This window comes from Streptomyces sp. NPDC006435, from assembly GCF_040612315.1.
GTDB lineage: Bacteria > Actinomycetota > Actinomycetes > Streptomycetales > Streptomycetaceae > Streptomyces.
In genome coordinates, this window is sequence record NZ_JBEXPY010000004.1 from 94,449 (window position 1) to 109,289 (window position 14,841).

12 protein-coding genes are annotated in these 14,841 nt (G+C 73.9%); 3 read left to right on the forward strand and 9 right to left on the reverse strand.

The window, feature by feature from the left end:
• Positions 1 to 70 precede the first annotated feature (70 nt).
• The 5 genes from ABZZ04_RS06435 to ABZZ04_RS06455 form a co-directional block, all read right to left on the reverse strand.
• Positions 71 to 1,456, reverse strand: coding sequence for a cytochrome P450 (locus tag ABZZ04_RS06435; protein ID WP_356931042.1), 1,386 nt, complete (start codon positions 1,454 to 1,456; stop codon positions 71 to 73).
• Positions 1,457 to 1,466: 10 nt separating this feature from the next.
• On the reverse strand, positions 1,467 to 2,441 hold the full coding sequence (locus tag ABZZ04_RS06440; RefSeq protein WP_356931043.1) for a nucleoside triphosphate pyrophosphohydrolase: 975 nt from the start codon (positions 2,439 to 2,441) through the stop codon (positions 1,467 to 1,469).
• Between the two features lie 87 nt (positions 2,442 to 2,528).
• Positions 2,529 to 3,179 carry a SurA N-terminal domain-containing protein gene (locus ABZZ04_RS06445; RefSeq protein WP_356931044.1) on the reverse strand — a complete coding sequence of 217 codons (651 nt, stop codon included), beginning with the start codon at positions 3,177 to 3,179 and terminating at the stop codon, positions 2,529 to 2,531.
• Positions 3,180 to 3,336: 157 nt separating this feature from the next.
• Positions 3,337 to 3,738, reverse strand: a complete 402-nt coding sequence (locus ABZZ04_RS06450) for a GtrA family protein (RefSeq protein WP_356931045.1) — start codon at positions 3,736 to 3,738, stop codon at positions 3,337 to 3,339.
• On the reverse strand, positions 3,735 to 4,700 hold the full coding sequence (locus tag ABZZ04_RS06455; RefSeq protein ID WP_356931046.1) for a glycosyltransferase family 2 protein: 966 nt from the start codon (positions 4,698 to 4,700) through the stop codon (positions 3,735 to 3,737). The genes ABZZ04_RS06450 and ABZZ04_RS06455 overlap by 4 nt, the downstream gene beginning before the upstream one ends.
• Positions 4,701 to 4,823: 123 nt before the next feature.
• Between ABZZ04_RS06455 and ABZZ04_RS06460 the strand changes: the two genes are divergently transcribed.
• The gene (locus tag ABZZ04_RS06460; RefSeq protein ID WP_356931047.1) at positions 4,824 to 7,481 is read left to right on the forward strand and encodes a YfhO family protein; all 2,658 of its coding nucleotides are present in this window, start codon (positions 4,824 to 4,826) and stop codon (positions 7,479 to 7,481) included.
• Positions 7,482 to 7,514: 33 nt separating this feature from the next.
• Here ABZZ04_RS06460 and ABZZ04_RS06465 read toward each other — a convergent pair whose 3' ends face one another.
• The 3 genes from ABZZ04_RS06465 to ABZZ04_RS06475 all read right to left on the reverse strand — a co-directional run bounded on the left by ABZZ04_RS06465 (position 7,515) and on the right by ABZZ04_RS06475 (position 12,057).
• Complete coding sequence (locus ABZZ04_RS06465; protein WP_356931048.1) at positions 7,515 to 9,098, reverse strand: serine/threonine-protein kinase; 1,584 nt, start codon at positions 9,096 to 9,098, stop codon at positions 7,515 to 7,517.
• Positions 9,095 to 9,817 (reverse strand): hypothetical protein, encoded by a 723-nt coding sequence (locus ABZZ04_RS06470; protein WP_356931049.1) that lies wholly within the window; start codon positions 9,815 to 9,817, stop codon positions 9,095 to 9,097. Before ABZZ04_RS06470 ends, ABZZ04_RS06465 begins: the two co-directional genes overlap by 4 nt.
• A gap of 119 nt (positions 9,818 to 9,936) precedes the next feature.
• On the reverse strand, positions 9,937 to 12,057 hold the full coding sequence (locus ABZZ04_RS06475) for an N-6 DNA methylase (protein WP_356931050.1): 2,121 nt from the start codon (positions 12,055 to 12,057) through the stop codon (positions 9,937 to 9,939).
• Between the two features lie 240 nt (positions 12,058 to 12,297).
• Here ABZZ04_RS06475 and ABZZ04_RS06480 point away from each other — a divergent pair, with 240 nt between their 5' ends.
• Both ABZZ04_RS06480 and ABZZ04_RS06485 read left to right on the forward strand, forming a co-directional pair.
• Positions 12,298 to 13,143, forward strand: coding sequence for a DUF4190 domain-containing protein (locus ABZZ04_RS06480; protein WP_356931051.1), 846 nt, complete (start codon positions 12,298 to 12,300; stop codon positions 13,141 to 13,143).
• Positions 13,144 to 13,211: 68 nt separating this feature from the next.
• Positions 13,212 to 13,994 carry a hypothetical protein gene (locus ABZZ04_RS06485; protein WP_356931052.1) on the forward strand — a complete coding sequence of 261 codons (783 nt, stop codon included), beginning with the start codon at positions 13,212 to 13,214 and terminating at the stop codon, positions 13,992 to 13,994.
• Between the two features lie 95 nt (positions 13,995 to 14,089).
• Here ABZZ04_RS06485 and ABZZ04_RS06490 read toward each other — a convergent pair whose 3' ends face one another.
• Entirely contained in the window at positions 14,090 to 14,809 is a 720-nt protein-coding gene (locus ABZZ04_RS06490) for a TetR/AcrR family transcriptional regulator (protein ID WP_356931053.1), read from the reverse strand.
• Positions 14,810 to 14,841: the final 32 nt, after the last annotated feature.

Below are 14,841 nucleotides of genomic sequence, written 5' to 3' on the forward strand. Positions count from 1 at the left end.
GGGTCGAACGGTGAACCTAGCTGGACTCGAACGGGAGTCACAAGTCGATGCAGCGCGGATCACGTAAAAGTCACAGAGTTGACGAGGCGTCACTTCCGGGCCGCCCGGACTCCGGCGTGAACTCCACCGGGAGGGTGCGCAGTCCGCGCATGATGAGCCCGCCACGCCACCGCAAATCACCGGATTCCACCGCGAGCCGCAGGTCGGGAAGGCGTCTCAGCAGCGTGGTGAGCGCGGTCCGGCCCTCCAGCCGGGCGAGCGGCGCGCCCAGGCAGTAGTGGATGCCGTGCCCGTACCCGAGGTGCTGATTGTCACGCCGCGCGAGGTCCAGGGTGTCGGGGTCCGTGAAGCGTTCCGGGTCGCGGTCGGCGGCGGCGAGCACCACGAGCACGGGATCCCCGGCCGCGATGTCCTGACCGCCGAGCGTCAGCGGCTCGGTGGCGAACCGCCAGGTCGCCAGCTCGACCGGACCGTCGTACCGCAGCAGCTCCTCGATCCCGGTCTCCAGCAGCCCGCCCCCGTCCGTGTCGACGGAGTGCTGGAGCAGGGCGCGCTGCTCCGGGTCGCGCAGCAGGGAGTGGACGCCGTTTCCGATGAGGTTGACCGTCGTCTCGAACCCGGCGAAGAGCAGGATGAAGGCCATCGCCGCGGCCTCGTTCTCGGTGAGGTGCTCGCCATGGTCGCTGGCCCGGATCAGCCCCGAGATCAGGTCCTCCCCCGGGTTCTCGCGCTTGCGGTGGATCAGCTCGGCGAGGTAGCCGCGCATCTTCTTCACCGATCTGGCCACCCCGCCGCGCGGGCCGCCGCCGTGGCGGATCATCATCCCCGCCCAGTCCCGGAAGTCGTCCTGGTCCTCGGGCGGCACGCCCAGCAGGTCGCAGATCGCGTAGATGGGGAGCGGGAAGGCGAAGTCGTGGATGAGGTCCGCCTTGCCCTCCTCGGCGAAGCGGTCGATGAGGCGGTCCGTCAGCTCCTGCACCCGCGGCGCGAACTCGGCGACCCGGCGCGGGGTGAACGCCTTGGAGACGAGGCGGCGCAGCCGGGTGTGGTCGGGCGGGTCGATGTTCAGCAGATGCGTCATCAGCTCCGCCTTGCGCTCCCCGGGGATGCCCGTCTTCCCCTTGGCGTGCGCCGGTTCGGCGTGGTGCGCGGGGTTCTTGGAGAGCCGGGTGTCGGCGAGCGCCTGCCGGGCGTCCGCGTACCGGGTGACGAGCCAGGCCTCGACGCCGCTGGGCAGCGCGGTCCGGTGCACGGGGCTGTGCTCGCGCAGCCAGGCGTAGGCCGGGTACGGGTCGGTGGCGAACTCCCAGGTGAAGAGCTCGGGCGCGGCGGGACGGACACCGGACCCGCCGACGGGGCAACCGTCGGCGGGCGGGACGGCGGACGAGGTCGCGAAACGGTCCGCGGGCCGGTCCGCGGGCTGATCGGTGGGGCGGTCGGCGGGGCTGTGGTTCACGCCCCCGACGTTATCCGTTGCCCTCCGCGGCCCTGATGGCGTCCCGGTAGGCGCGGCCCGCGGCCCGCAGCGCGGCCTCGGGGTCGATGCCGTCCCGCTCGGCCCGTACGGCGAGGGCGAGGAGTTCGTAGCCGATGCCGTCGCCGGTGGGCGGGGCCACGTCGAGCCCGGCGGTACGGACCCGGCCGGCCAGTTTCGCCGCGAGCGCCAGCCCCGGCTGGCCGAGCGGCACCCCGTCGGTGACCGACTCGCGCTGCTTCTCGACGGCCTTGGTCCGCAGCCAGTGCGCGTGCACGTCCTCCGGGGTCTCGGCCGTCTCGTCGCCGAAGACGTGCGGGTGGCGGTGGATCAGCTTCTCGACGAGGGTCGCGGCCACGTCGTCCACGGAGAACGGCTCCGCTCCGTCCCCCGGGCGGCCTTCCTCGGCGATCCGCGCGTGGAAGACCACCTGGAGCAGGACGTCCCCCAGCTCCTCGCGCAGTTCGTCGCGGTCGCCGTCCTCGATCGCCTCCACCAGCTCGTACGCCTCCTCGATGGCGTACTTGGCGAGGCCCTCATGGGTCTTGCGCGAGGTCCAGGGGCACTCGATCCGGATCCGGTCCATGATCTGGACCAGGTCGAGGAACCGGGCGCCCGGCAGGTCGTACGAGCCGGGCAGCAGCTCCAGGTCCGGCATCCGCACCCGGCCCGAACCCGCGAGCCGGGCGAGCCCGTCGGTCAGCGGCCCGGAGCCCTCGCCGCCCGCGAGGACTACGACGCTCCGGCCGCCCGCGCAGGCGTCGACGAGCTCCTGCGCGGCGGGCTCGGCGTGCTCGACGGCGACACCCGCCTCGCGCAGGTACGGCAGCTGCGGGTGCTCCCGCTCCGCGCAGAGCACCCGGTCGGCGGCGTGCAGCGCCTGCCAGGCGGGCCAGGACAGCAGTCCGGGCGCGACGCGGTGGCTGGCGGTGAGCAGGACGATACGGCCGGGATCTTCAGCGTTCACCGTTCGAATCTACTCCGATCGGGCCGATGACCGGGCCGGTGGCCGCCTGCCCCCGACCACTGGCCCCCGACCGTCGGTCCCGGGCCGTCAGGCCCCGGCCGCCACGCCCTCGGGCTTGGTGACCTGGCTGATCCACGGGGCCTTGTAGCCGGCGAGCTGGGTCTGCTTGTCGTCCCAGGTGCCGTAGCGCGGGTTGACGTCGACCCGCAGCGCCTTCGACGCCTTGCTGAGCGCCTCGCCGACGACCTGCTGCCCGGCGGGCTGCTGGATGTCGACGCCGAGCGACGCGGCCAGCTTCGTCAGCTGGACCTGCTCGCGGAAGACGGCGTCGATCTGGCCCGGGGCGACCCAGCTCTGCCGGAGCATCACCGTGCGCAGCCGGGTCTCTCCCCCGGACTGGGCCGCCGCCGCCTTGCGCAGCTGCTGGATCTCGTTGCGGTTGACGGTGACGCCGGCGTCCTTCGCGGCCCGGTCCAGGACCTTGTCGAAGATGATGCCGTGCAGCTTGGCCCGGCTGAGCTGGCCGGACTTGTCGATGAGGTCGGAGGCGTCCTGCGCGCCGCGCTGGGCGTCGCGCACGGCCGCCACCTGGCCCTGCAGCGCGGACACCTCGATCCGGTCCCCGCCGACGACGGCGGCGGCGCCCGGGTGGGTCTCGCCGCCGCAGGCGGTCAGGAGTGGGGCGCCGGCGAGGAGGGCGGCGGAGACGGTGAGCGCGGTGCGGCGGCGGCGGTGCAAAGGAACCTCCCGGGGAGACTTTGTGCATCAGTGCACAAGACCTTGCGGTGATCGATGTTAGGCAGTGGAGGTGGCTGGGGCCACCGATTCGACCAACGATTCGCAAGGAGTTGGGGATGTGGGCCCGTGCGGCGCCGTCCGGGCCCGGCGGCCCGGTTCAGGGCACGCGCCGGGGAACGGGCTCCCCGGTGTCCGGTCGCAGCATGATCGTGCGCGAGACGACGAAGGTGATCGGGATGGCCGCCACCGCCGCGACCAGCGGCGCGTACCGGTCGTCGAACCCGGCGAGGTCCACCAGCAGATAGACGCCGCCGGTCGTGATGACGAAGTTGGCGACGTTGGTGAGCGGGAAGAGCAGGAACTTCCGCCAGGTGGGGCGGGTCCGGTAGGTGAACCAGGAGTTCAGGAAGAAGGAGCCGGTCATGCTCAGCAGGAACGCCGCCACATGGGCGGCGATGTACGGCAGAGCGTTCAGCAGCAGGAGGTAGCAGCCGTAGTACGTGCCGGTGTTCACCACTCCCACGAGGGCGAACCGGGCCATCTGTGCCGGAACCGTCATCGGCGTACGAACTCCTGGGGTTCCCGTTTCCGTCGCGGCGCCGCCGTGGTGTTCGTGGCCTTGACCAGGAAGTGCGGGCGCCTCTTCACCTCGTAGTAGATGCGGCCGACGTACTCGCCGACCACTCCGAGCATCACCATCTGGACTCCGGCGAGCGCGGTGACCACGACGAGAAGCGTGACATACCCGGGCGTCTCCACCCCCTTCACCAGCGCGACACCGACGATCCACGCCGCATAGGCGAGGGCCACGGACAGCAGCAGCATGCCCAGGTAGAGCGCCGCGCGCAGCGGCTTGTTGTTGAAGGAGAGCAGCCCGTCGAGCCCGTAGTTGAGGAGCTTGCCGAAGGTCCAGGCGGAGCGCCCCTGCTCCCGGACGGCGTTCTCGTAGCTGAAGGTCGTCGTGCGGAACCCCACCCAGGCGAAGAGGCCCTTGGAGAAGCGGTTGTACTCGGTGAGCTCCAGCACCGCGTCGACGGTGCGGCGGGACAGCAGCCGGAAGTCCCCGACGCCGTCGACCAGTTCCACGTCCACCAGGCGGTTGATCAGCCAGTAGTAGGCGCGGGCCGTGACGGTGCGGGTGACGCGGTCGCCCGTGCGGGTGCGGCGGGCGATCACCTGGTCGTGGCCCCGCTCGTGCTCGTCGAGCATCCGGCCCACCAGCTCGGGCGGGTGCTGGAGGTCGGCGTCCATGATGACGACGGCGTCGCCCTCGGCGTGCCGGAGACCGGCCAGCATGGCGGCCTCCTTGCCGAAGTTCCGGCTGAAGGAGACGTAGCGGACCCTCGGGTCGGAGGCGGCCAGCTCCTGGAGGATCACCAGGGTCCGGTCCGCACTGCCGTCGTCGATGTACACCAGCTGGAACTCGTGCCCCAGCCGGACCATCTCCTCCGTGACGCGCTCATGGAAGCGTTCGAGGATCTCCTCCTCGTCGAAGCAGGGCACCACCAGCGAGATCAGCACAGAAGTACACCAGCCGGTACATGTGTCGGAACCCGTCGCTCCGCATGGCCGGTGGGCATCCATTGCGTGAACTGCCTTGTTCCGTAACGGATTTGCTCGTCCGAAGCTGGCATATTCCCGCGTATGCCGACTTCCCGTCCCCGTCCGCGCGCGGGTCTCCTCCCGCTGCGCGCGGACCGTCCCGGCCTGCACGCGGACCGTTCCCGCCCGCGTGCGGGCGCGCTCGCCGCGCTGCTCGCCGTCGTCGCCGTCTGTGCGGGCGACGCCCTGGCGCGCGTCTTCCCGTTCGGGCACCACACGCGGAGCGTCAACGACCTGGGCAACCAGTTCGTGCCGTTCCACGCCCGGCTGTGGGACCTGCTGCACGGCGACGCGGACGGCGGGGTGCTGCTCAACTGGTCGTCCGGGTACGGGACGAGCTTCCTGCCGGACCTCGGCACCTATCTGACCAGTCCGTTCGCCCTGCTCGTGGGGGTCTTCCCGCGCGACCGGATCGATCTCGCGGTCTATGCGGTGACGGTCCTGAAGACGGCGTCGGCCGCGGCGCTCATGGCCCTGTTGCTGCTGACGCTGCGCGGCGGGCGGTGGTGGGCGGCGGGGATGCTCGGCGGTTCGTACGCACTGTGCGGCTGGTCCCTCGCCGAGGCGTCGTACAACCCGATGTGGCTGGACGGCCTGATCGCGCTGCCCGTCCTCTGCCTGGCCGCCGAGTGGGCGCGCACGGGGCGGCGGCCCGTCGTGGCCCCGCTGCTCGTCGCGGTGATGTGGGTGGCCAACTTCTACACCGCCTACATGGCGACGCTCGGGGCGGCGCTGGTACTGGCGGCGCGGCTGTTCACCGAGCGGGACGACCGGCGCACGGCGGTCCGGGCGCTGGGGCGTGCGGCCCGCACGGTCGTACTGGGCATCGGGCTCTCGGCGCCCGTCCTGGTCCCCGTCTACCTGGGCACGAAGCACGCGTACCCCGGCTGGGACCGGCCGTTCGCGGCCGCCGGCTGGTCCGACGTGCTCGCCCGGCTGCTGCCCGCCACGTACACCTTCTTCACCCCGGCGCTCTTCATCGGCACCGGCACCCTGCTCCTGGCGTGCGCCCTGGTCTTCCAGCGGGCCGTGCCGGGGCGCGAGCGGTGGACGTGGGCGGGGCTGGTGGCGGGCGTCGCGCTGTCGTTGCAGTGGGAGCCCACACATCTGCTGTGGCACGCCTTCGCCACGCCCAACGGCAGCCCGTACCGGCAGACGTTCGTGCTGGCCGGGCTGGTGGTGATCGCCGCCTGGGTCTCAGTCGTGCACGGCCTGCCCGACCGGCGGGCGCTGGCGGGCGGGTGCGCGGTACTGGCGCCGGTCGCGGCCGGGGCCGGTTTCAGCGCCCTGATCACGCAGTGGACGTACCCGCTGTTCGCGGTCGGTCTGGTGGCGTCGCTCGGGGCGCTGCTCCTGGCCGGGCGCGGCCGGCGGTGGACGGTGCTGGCCGCCGTGCTGCTGATCGGCGCACAGGCCGGGCAGGCCGCCGCGACCACCGCGTTCGTCGACCGGGCGCGGCTGAACCGGCTGGACCACTACGCGCCCTGGGGCGAGCGGCAGCAGGCGCAGGCGGACGTGGTCGCGGGCGCCGACGACTGGCCGCGCACCCGCACGGACCCGGGCCGGGAGCAGACCACCACCAACGACCCTCTGCTGCTGGGCGGGCAGGGCGGCGCGTACTACAGCAGCCACACGCCCGCCGTGCTGACCGACACCATGCGGGCGCTCGGCGCGGGCTGGACGTCCAACGGCCGGGCCGTGCAGAGCCTCGACAACCCGGTCACGGACGCGGTCTTCTCGGTCGGCGCGCGGGTGCACCGGCCGCGCGACCCGTACCAGGCGTGGAACGCGCCGGACGACCGGCCGGTGACGGTGGGCCGTGCCCCGGTGCCGCCGCTGGTGACGGTGCGCCCGCCGGGGGCGCCGGTGCCGTACGGCCGGTCGCCGTTCCGGAACCAGGAGAAGCTGCTCGGTTCGCGGGTCTACACGGTGCCGGGGACGGCGCTGCGCGCGGCGGGGGGCGGCGCGGTCGCGGACCGGGGCGCGGACGACTACGGGGTGGAGCGCGGGACGTACACGCTGACCGCCACCTGTCCGGCGGGCACGGAGGCGTATCTGTGGGCGCCCGGCCTGTTCGGCTCGGCACGGCTGGGCACGGCGCGGTCCGGAGACGGTTCGGAGGAGGTCTGGTTCAGGGGGAAGCTGCCGGCCAAGCGCGCCCCGGTGCAGCGCCTGGGCACGGTGGGCGGGGACGGGGCGGTGCGGGTGACGCTGGTCCCCACGCGCGCGGGGACCGTGCCGCACGGAGCGGTCGGCTGCCTGGACCGGCCCCGGCTGGCCTCCGCCGTCGCGGAGCTGCGGCGCACCGGCGCGAGCGCCGTGCACGTCACCGCGGACGGCATCCGGGCAAAACTGCCGGCCGGTTCCTCGGGAACGGTGGTCCTCGCCGCGCCCCGGATCGCGGGCTGGCGCTGCCAGGGCCGGCCCGCCGACGACTACCTGGGCCTGGTCGCCGTCCCGGTGCCCGCCGACGGCGCCACCGTCAGCTGTACGTTCCGGCCTCCCGGCCTGCGGGCCGGCCTGACGGCGGGGGCGGGTTCGCTCGCCGTGCTCGTGGCTGTCGGAGCGGTGCTCGCGTACCGACGGCGCACGGGACCGGGTACGGGTACGGGTACGGGCTCGGGTACGGGAGCGGAGGCGGAAGCGGAGGCCGGTACCGGGTCGCGCGCCGGGCTGCCGGAGGCCGTGCGCGCCTCCTGACATCTGCGGATCGTCCGGCGTCCGTCCCGCGGCTCAGCCGCCCCCGACCTCCGCCTGACGGTCCAGCCGGCGGCGGATCTCCACCGGCAGCGGGTGGTGCGGGCCGTAGACCCGCTCGGTGTCGTACAGCAGCGCCTGGAGCTGGGAGCGCGCCGTCGTGTGGTCGCCGACCGCGAGCAGCAGATGGCCGATGCGGTTGCGGATCTCAAAGGCGCGGGCCGGGTCGCCGCCCGTGACGTACTGGTTCTCGTAGTACGGGAGGACCGCGCGGTACTCCGCGAGCGCGGCGGCCGGTTCGCCGAGCTGCTCCAGGCACTGGGCGGCGTCGTGGCGGAACTGGAGCGTCTGCGCGTCGGCCGGGCCCGCCTCGGCCGCGCGGTCGTCGGCGAGGCGGCGCAGCTCGGGCAGGGCGCGGCGGTACTGCCCGTCGTCCATCAGCGTGGCCGCGTACTGCTTGCGCAGGATGCGGACCACGGCGGAGTCCTCACCGTGCTGTTCGGCCGCGACCGGGAGGATCGAGCCGAGGATGTCCACGGCCTGGGTGATGCGGCCCTCGCCGAGCAGTTTCTTGACGTCGTCGACGGCGGCGGCCACATCGGGCCGGCCGGTCGCCGGGGCGGGCGGGGCCGGTGGCGGGGGCGGGGCGGCGGCCCGGTCGGGCCACGGGGCATGCGGGCGCAGGAAGGGCCGGGTCGGGTCGAGCGGCCCGACGGGAACGCTGGTGCCCCGGGAACCGGCGTTCCAGGAAGTGGTGTTCCAGGAAGCGTTGTTCCAGGAGGGGAGCATCGGGGCGAGGTGCTCGTACACCTCCTGGGCGCCGGACGGGCGGTGCTGCGGGTCCTTGGCCAGCAGCCGCAGCACCAGCGCTTCGAGGGGCTCGGGGATGTCCGGCCTGATCCGGCGGACCGGGACGGGCGGCTCGTAGAGGTGGCGGTGCAGCACGCCGAGGGCGGTGGAGCCCGCGAACGGCACGTCCCCGCTGAGCAGTTCGTGGAGGAGCACGCCGAGCGCGTACAGGTCGGTGTACGGGCCGACTGCGCCGCCCATCGCCTGCTCGGGGGCCATGTAGGCCGGGGAGCCGATCGGTGAACCGGTGTGGGTGAGGCGGGTGGTGTCGGTGTCCAGGACCGAGGCGACGCCGAGGTCGAGGACGGTGACGGTGCCGTCCGGGCGGACCATCACGTTGCGGGGCTTGAGGTCGCGGTGGACGATCGGCACCGCGTGCACGGCGCCCAGGACGGCGCAGAGCTGGGCGGCGACCGAGACGGACCACTGCCAGGGGTACGGGTCGTGCTCGGCGAGGTGGTCGGCGAGGTCCGCGCCCTCGACGTACTGCATGACGAGGAACAGGTCCTCGCCGTCGCTGCCCGCGTCGTGGACGGTGACCAGGCCCGGGTGGTCGACCTGGGCGGTGACCCGGCACTCGCGGACGAAGCGGCGGCGCAGCTCGTCCGCGGCCTCGTCGGCGACGGGTCCGGTGACCCGGTCGGGGCGGAGCAGCTTCACCGCGACACGGCGGTCCAGGCGTTGGTCGTAGGCCGTCCAGACCTGGCCCATGCCGCCCTGGCCGAGGATGGTCGCCAGCTGGTACCGCCCGCCGATGAGGCGTCCGCTCACCGCCCCTCCTCCTTGCGGAGGTAGTCGCTCAGTTCGTCCAGCTCGGCGCGGACCTGGTCGATGCGCTGCGGCTGGGGGTGGGGGGTCGGGGTCGGCTGTGCCCGGGGCCGGGTCGGACCCACCGGCTGATCCCGCCCGACCGTCGGGTGCTGCGGGGCCACCGGGGTCCGGGGGATCCTCGGGTCCTGCCCGGTCGGCCGCAGCGGCCCGTACGGCTGTGGTTGCTGCGGCTGCGGCGGCTGCTGCTGCGCGGCGGGCGGGGGCGGTGACTGCACGGGATGCGGGGCGAGCGCCGGGCCCGGCGTCCCCACCGCCGGCACCGTGGTCGCGTAGGCGTACCCCGGCGCCGCGTACCCGCCCACGGGGTACTGCTTCGTCAGCCGGTCGTGGTGCCGGATGTCGCCCACGAAGTAGTACGCGATCGCGCCCGCCGTCACCATCAGGAGCAGCGCGATGAGGATGCCGTCGGTGGTGGTGGGCTCGTCGCTGCCCTCCCTGCCGAGGATCGGCAGGAGCACGCACACGAACACGAACCCGGCCCCGGTCAGCCACCAGTCGAGGGCCCGGCGGCGCACGATCGCGAGTCGGAGCAGCGGGCTCCACAGCAGCAGCCCGAGCGAGCACACCGGGAGCGCGGTGAACAGCACGCGCATCGAGACGATCCAGGCCCTGCCGGGAACCCGGCGAGGCGGCGTCGGCGGATGACCCGGGGCGTACATGGCTGCTCCTGGAGACCTGGTCGTTGGAGATCCGCGCACGCACTCGCGCGCGCAGGTCCGAGCGTAAGGGGCGACAACGACGGTCCGCCCCGGGTTGTACCGAACCGTTGTGCTTCGGATCACTCCGGGCGGACCGTGCCGTCCGTCAGCCCGTCGTACATGCCCTGGATCAGCTGTCCGCCGAGCCGGCCGGCCAGCCGGAGCGCGTCCTCGAACTCGGCCAGGGCCCGGAACCGGTCCCCGTAGCGCCGCTGTTCCGCCAGTGGCAGCCGGGGCAGCTGGAGGCGGCGGGCGTCCAGCCTGGTGGCGGTGGAGGCGTAGCTGCTGGCCTGGCGGTTGTTGGCGGTGCCGCGCAGGAAGCCGGCCAGGAACCACGGGTCGAGCGCGGCCGGGTCGGGGCGCAGCAGCTGGAGGTTGCGGCCGAGCGCGGCGCCCGCGGTCGCCCCGTCGACGACGCGGGCGACGGAACCGCCGCCGAGCACGGGGACGACGACGTCACCGGCCTCGACGAGGACCGGCTCCTCCGGGGGGCCGTCGACGGGCAGGCTCCCCGAGGGTGCGGTGGCGCCGAGGACGTCGTGCTCCGTGAGGACGGGCGTCGGGCCGGTGCCAGAGCCGCCGGTACGGAGCTGGAGGGCGCCGGCGCGGGCGAGTTCGCCGACGGTGGTGAGCGGCCAGTGGGCCGGGGCGGAGAGGGTCACGGCGGGCGGGGTGAGGGTGCCGGTGAGGCCGAGCGTCTCGGTCAGCCGCTGTCGTACGCCGACCAGTTCGGCGGGGCCGCCCGCGGCGGCCGGGGGCGGCAGGTGGCGGGCGGGGGCCAGGTCCACGTCGTCGTCGAGGAGTTCGATGACCGGGACGGCCCTGCCTGCTCCCGTGCCTGTGCCTGCGTCCGCTTCGGTACTGGTGCCGGTGCCCGGGTCGCCCACGCCGTCGAACGACCGCCAGGCGTCGAGGACGGCCCTGTGCACCGCCTGCCAGTCGATCCGGTCGCGACCGCCGGACGGGGCGGCGGACACCGCGCCCGCCGGGGCCGGTTCGGCGGGCTCGGCGGTGTCGACGAGCAGCAGCTCGGGCGAGGGGTGCAGGCCGTTGCCGGGCCTGCGGAGCACCCAGAGGTGGAGCGGGATGCCGTACGGGGGCGCGGCGCCCGCCGGGAGGGCGATGACGGCGCGCAGGGCGCCGCGGCGCAGCAGATCGGCCCGGATGCGGCGGCCGGAGCGGCGCGAGGCGGCGGCCGGGGGCATCAGCAGCACGGCGGTGCCGCCCTCGCGCAGATGGGCCAGGGCGTGCTGGACCCAGGCGAGCTCGGACTCGGTACGGGCCGGGAAGCCGTACTCCCAGCGCGGGTCGTAGGCGAGCTCGTCGTGGCCCCAGTTCCGTTCGTTGAACGGCGGGTGGCAGAGCACGGCGTCGGCGGCGAGCCGCGGGAAGGCGTCGGCGCGCAGGGTGTCGCCGGTGCGTGCCACGACCGCGCAGCCGGTGTCGGAGTGCAGGGCCAGCCGCAGCGCGGTGAGCGCGGCGAGGTCGGGGTCGCTCTCCTGGGCGTACAGGGCGGTCGGCCCGGTGACGGCGCGCAGCAGGGCGCCGGTGCCCGCGGCGGGGTCGAGGACGGTGCGGGCGGACTGCCCGCCCGCCCCCACCAGGGCGGCCATCAGCCCGGCGAGGCCGGACGGGGTGAGCGTGTACTGGCGCGGGTTGGCGTCCAGCTGGCGGCCGAGCAGGAACTCGAAGGTCTCCGGGGCCCCGCCCCCGGCGGCGAGTTCCGCGACGCCCCGGAGCAGCGGGACGGACGGGAGGAGCTCGGCGCGGCCGGGGGCGCGAACGGCCCGCCCCGCCTCCGATGCCGGTCCGAAGCGGGTGGTGAGGAGGTCGTCGAGGGCGAGGGACAGCACGCCGGCCATCGGCTCGTCCGCCACGGCGGCGATCTCCCGCCAGGCGGCGGGGCTGGTCCGCAGCAGGAGCAGGACGCAGCCCGCGTGGACGAGGGCGGGGACGGGGCCCTCGGGGTGCCCGGCGAGCTGCTGCCAGACCCGTTCACGGAGTGGCACCTCGGCGAGTTTTCCCTGGTCGCGCAGCCATTGCTCGACCTCGGACAGGGCGAAGGACGGACTCGTCTCGGTGCCGCCGACGGGCTTGGGGAAGTCGGCGTGGCGGCGGCGCCAGTTGCTGACTGCGGCACGCCCCACCCCGGCGAGCCGTGCGATTCCCGCCGCGGTCACCTCTGTCGCGTTCTCCGGCACTGGCTGTCTCCCTGGTCCTGGCGCTCGCCCCGGTACCGGCGCTGGTCCCGGCGCCGGTTCGTCGTTGTCGGCGAGCATACCGACCTGTCCACGAGACACCGATTCACAGCGTGCATCAACCCCTCCGTCGTGAATCGTGTTGACTCGGTTCACAAGCTCTGCTGTTATTGACCCGTCGCTGCAACGGAGCGATGCACGGAACCGCTCACCACTCATCTGCTTTTGCCGGAGGGCACAGCCATGTCCCAGTTCACGCAGTCGCCGCAGTCCCCGCAGCCCCAGCAGCCGTACGGCCCGGTCCAGACGCCGGGTGTGCGCCCGGCCCGCAACGGACTGGGCATCGCCGCGCTCGTACTGGGTGTCATCGGCGCCGTGTCGGGACTGATCCCGCTGCTGTTCTGGCTGGCGGGCGTCCTCGGCGTCATCGCCCTGGTCCTGGGCCTGGCGGGCCGGGGCCGGGCCAAGCGCGGCGAGGCCACCAACAAGGGCGTGACCACCTTCGGCGCCGCCCTCGGACTGGTCTCGCTGATCCTCGCGGTGGTGGGAGCGGTGATCACGTTCAAGGCCGTGGACGACGCGGTGAACGACATCGACAAGGCGCTCTCGGAGACCACGGCCTCCGCGAAGCCGAAGCCCGGCGGGGATTCCGCCGAGGGCGGCGGCGCGGCCGGGAAGGGCGAGAAGAAGGACACCGCCGAGGCGCTGGAGGCCGGGGACTCGGCCGTGTACGACGACGACCTGACGGTCACGGTCGGCGACGCCACCTCGTACGCCCCGGACGAGTACGCCGCCGGTCACACCAAGGGCAACAAGGCATACCGGGTCGCCGTCGTCATCGAGAACTCCGGCAAGGAGAAGTTCGACTCCGCGCTCGTCAACGTCACGGCCCGCGCCGGCAAGGAGGGCGTGGACGCCGAGCAGATCTTCGACGACAAGGTCGGCGCGGGCTTCAGCGGCACGGTCCTGCCGGGCAAGAAGGTCACCGTCCAGTTCGCCTTCGACGCCCCCGCCGACGCCAAGAACCTGACGGTCGAGGTCAACCCCGGCTTCACGTACGACGCCTCCCAGTGGGACCTGAAGCTCTGACCCTCCCGGGGGCTTCGCTCCCCGTCGCCGGACCCGTCCCCTCCCGCCCCGACCGGAGCCGATCCACCATGCGCCTTCCCGCCCGTGTCTCGGCGGCCGCCCTGAGCGCCGCGACCGCCCTCGTCCTCGCGACGGCCTGCGACATGCTCCCGGACGACGCGCCCGAAGCCGCCGCCCCCTACGCGCGGCTGACCGGCCCCGAGGTCGTCAACAAGGCCCTCGCGGCGACCCGGGCCGCCAAGGCGGTGCGCATGATGGTGCGGACGACGACACCCGACGGCCCGGTCGAGGCGTATATCGCCACGGACGTCAGGGGCGCGTGCACGGTCACGCTCTCCATGGGCGCGGCGGGCACCCTGGAGCTGGTCCGGACGGGCGGCACGGTCCGCACCCGCTCCGACGCCGCGATGCTGCGGGCGGCCCCCACCGCACGGGGCCCGCGCGGGGACGCCGAGGTCGAGAGGCTCACCGGCCGCTGGGTGGAGCCCGCCGACGGCGACCGGCAGGCGAGGACGGCCGAGCGCTACTGCGACCGGGAGACGTTCCTCGGCCTCCTCGCGCCGACGAGCGGAACGGCCCGCAAGGGAAGGGTGACCGCACCCTCCCCCGATGAAGAACCCGCCTCCGCGGGCCCCTCCTCCGAGCCCGCCTCCGGTACGCCCGCCCTGGCCGTCACCGGCGGGGCGGACGGCCGGAAGTGGTCGGCGAGCATCGCCACCGACGGCCGCCCCTACCTCCTGGAGCTGCGCGCCGCGCCCGGCCCCGACGGCACGGGGCACGGCGCGGCCCCCGTGACGGTCGAGTTCTCGGAGTTCGGCAAGCCGTTCACGGCGCGGCAGCCGAAGCCCTGACCCGCCCTCCTCCGTGAACCGCACCGCCGGAACCCGCCCCGCCCCGGGGCGGGTTCCGCGCGTCCGCCGTCCGCCCGGCACGGCCACAGCCCCCTTCAGGAGGGGGACTCAGCCGCATCCCCGGCCACAGCCCCCGCCGACGGCCTTCCCCCGGGCCACGCGGCCAGGGCCAGTTCGGCGATCCCGGCGAGTTCGGCCCGGCCCGCCCCGTCCCGGGACCGCTGCGACATGCCCTGGATCACCATCGCGAAGTAGCCGGCCAGGACCCGGACATCGACGTACGCCGGAAGCTCGCCCTCCCTCTGCGCCGCCCGCAGCCGTGACTCCCAGGCCGTGATGTTGGCGTTGCGCAGGTCGCGGAGAAAGGCGGCGACCTCGGCGTCCTGCGGGGCGATGTTGGTGGCGGCGGTGATCGTCAGGCAGCCCGCCGGATGGGAGGGGTCGCAGTAGATCTCCGCCGCCTCGCGCAGGATGCGCGCGAACGCGCCGTACGCCGTGGGCTCCTCCTCCAGTGCGTTGCCCATGAACGCCCCGACGGGGCTTTGCCCGTACGCCCGGACCGACTCCTCGAAGAGCGACCGCTTGTCCCCGAAGGCGGCGTAGAGGCTGCCCGGCCTGATGCCCATCGCCTCGGTCAACTCACCGACCGAGGTCGCCCCGTAGCCCCGTTCCCAGAACAGCCGGGTGGCCGCGGCGAGCGCCGCGTCCCGGTCGAAGGAGCGCGGACGACCACGCGCCGCGCCACCCCTGCCGCCGCGGCCACTCCCCGTGCCGCCACCGCCGCCCGTGCCGCCACCGCCGTCGTCGTCACTCATGCCGCACATTCTAGAACGCCCGCTCAAGAAGT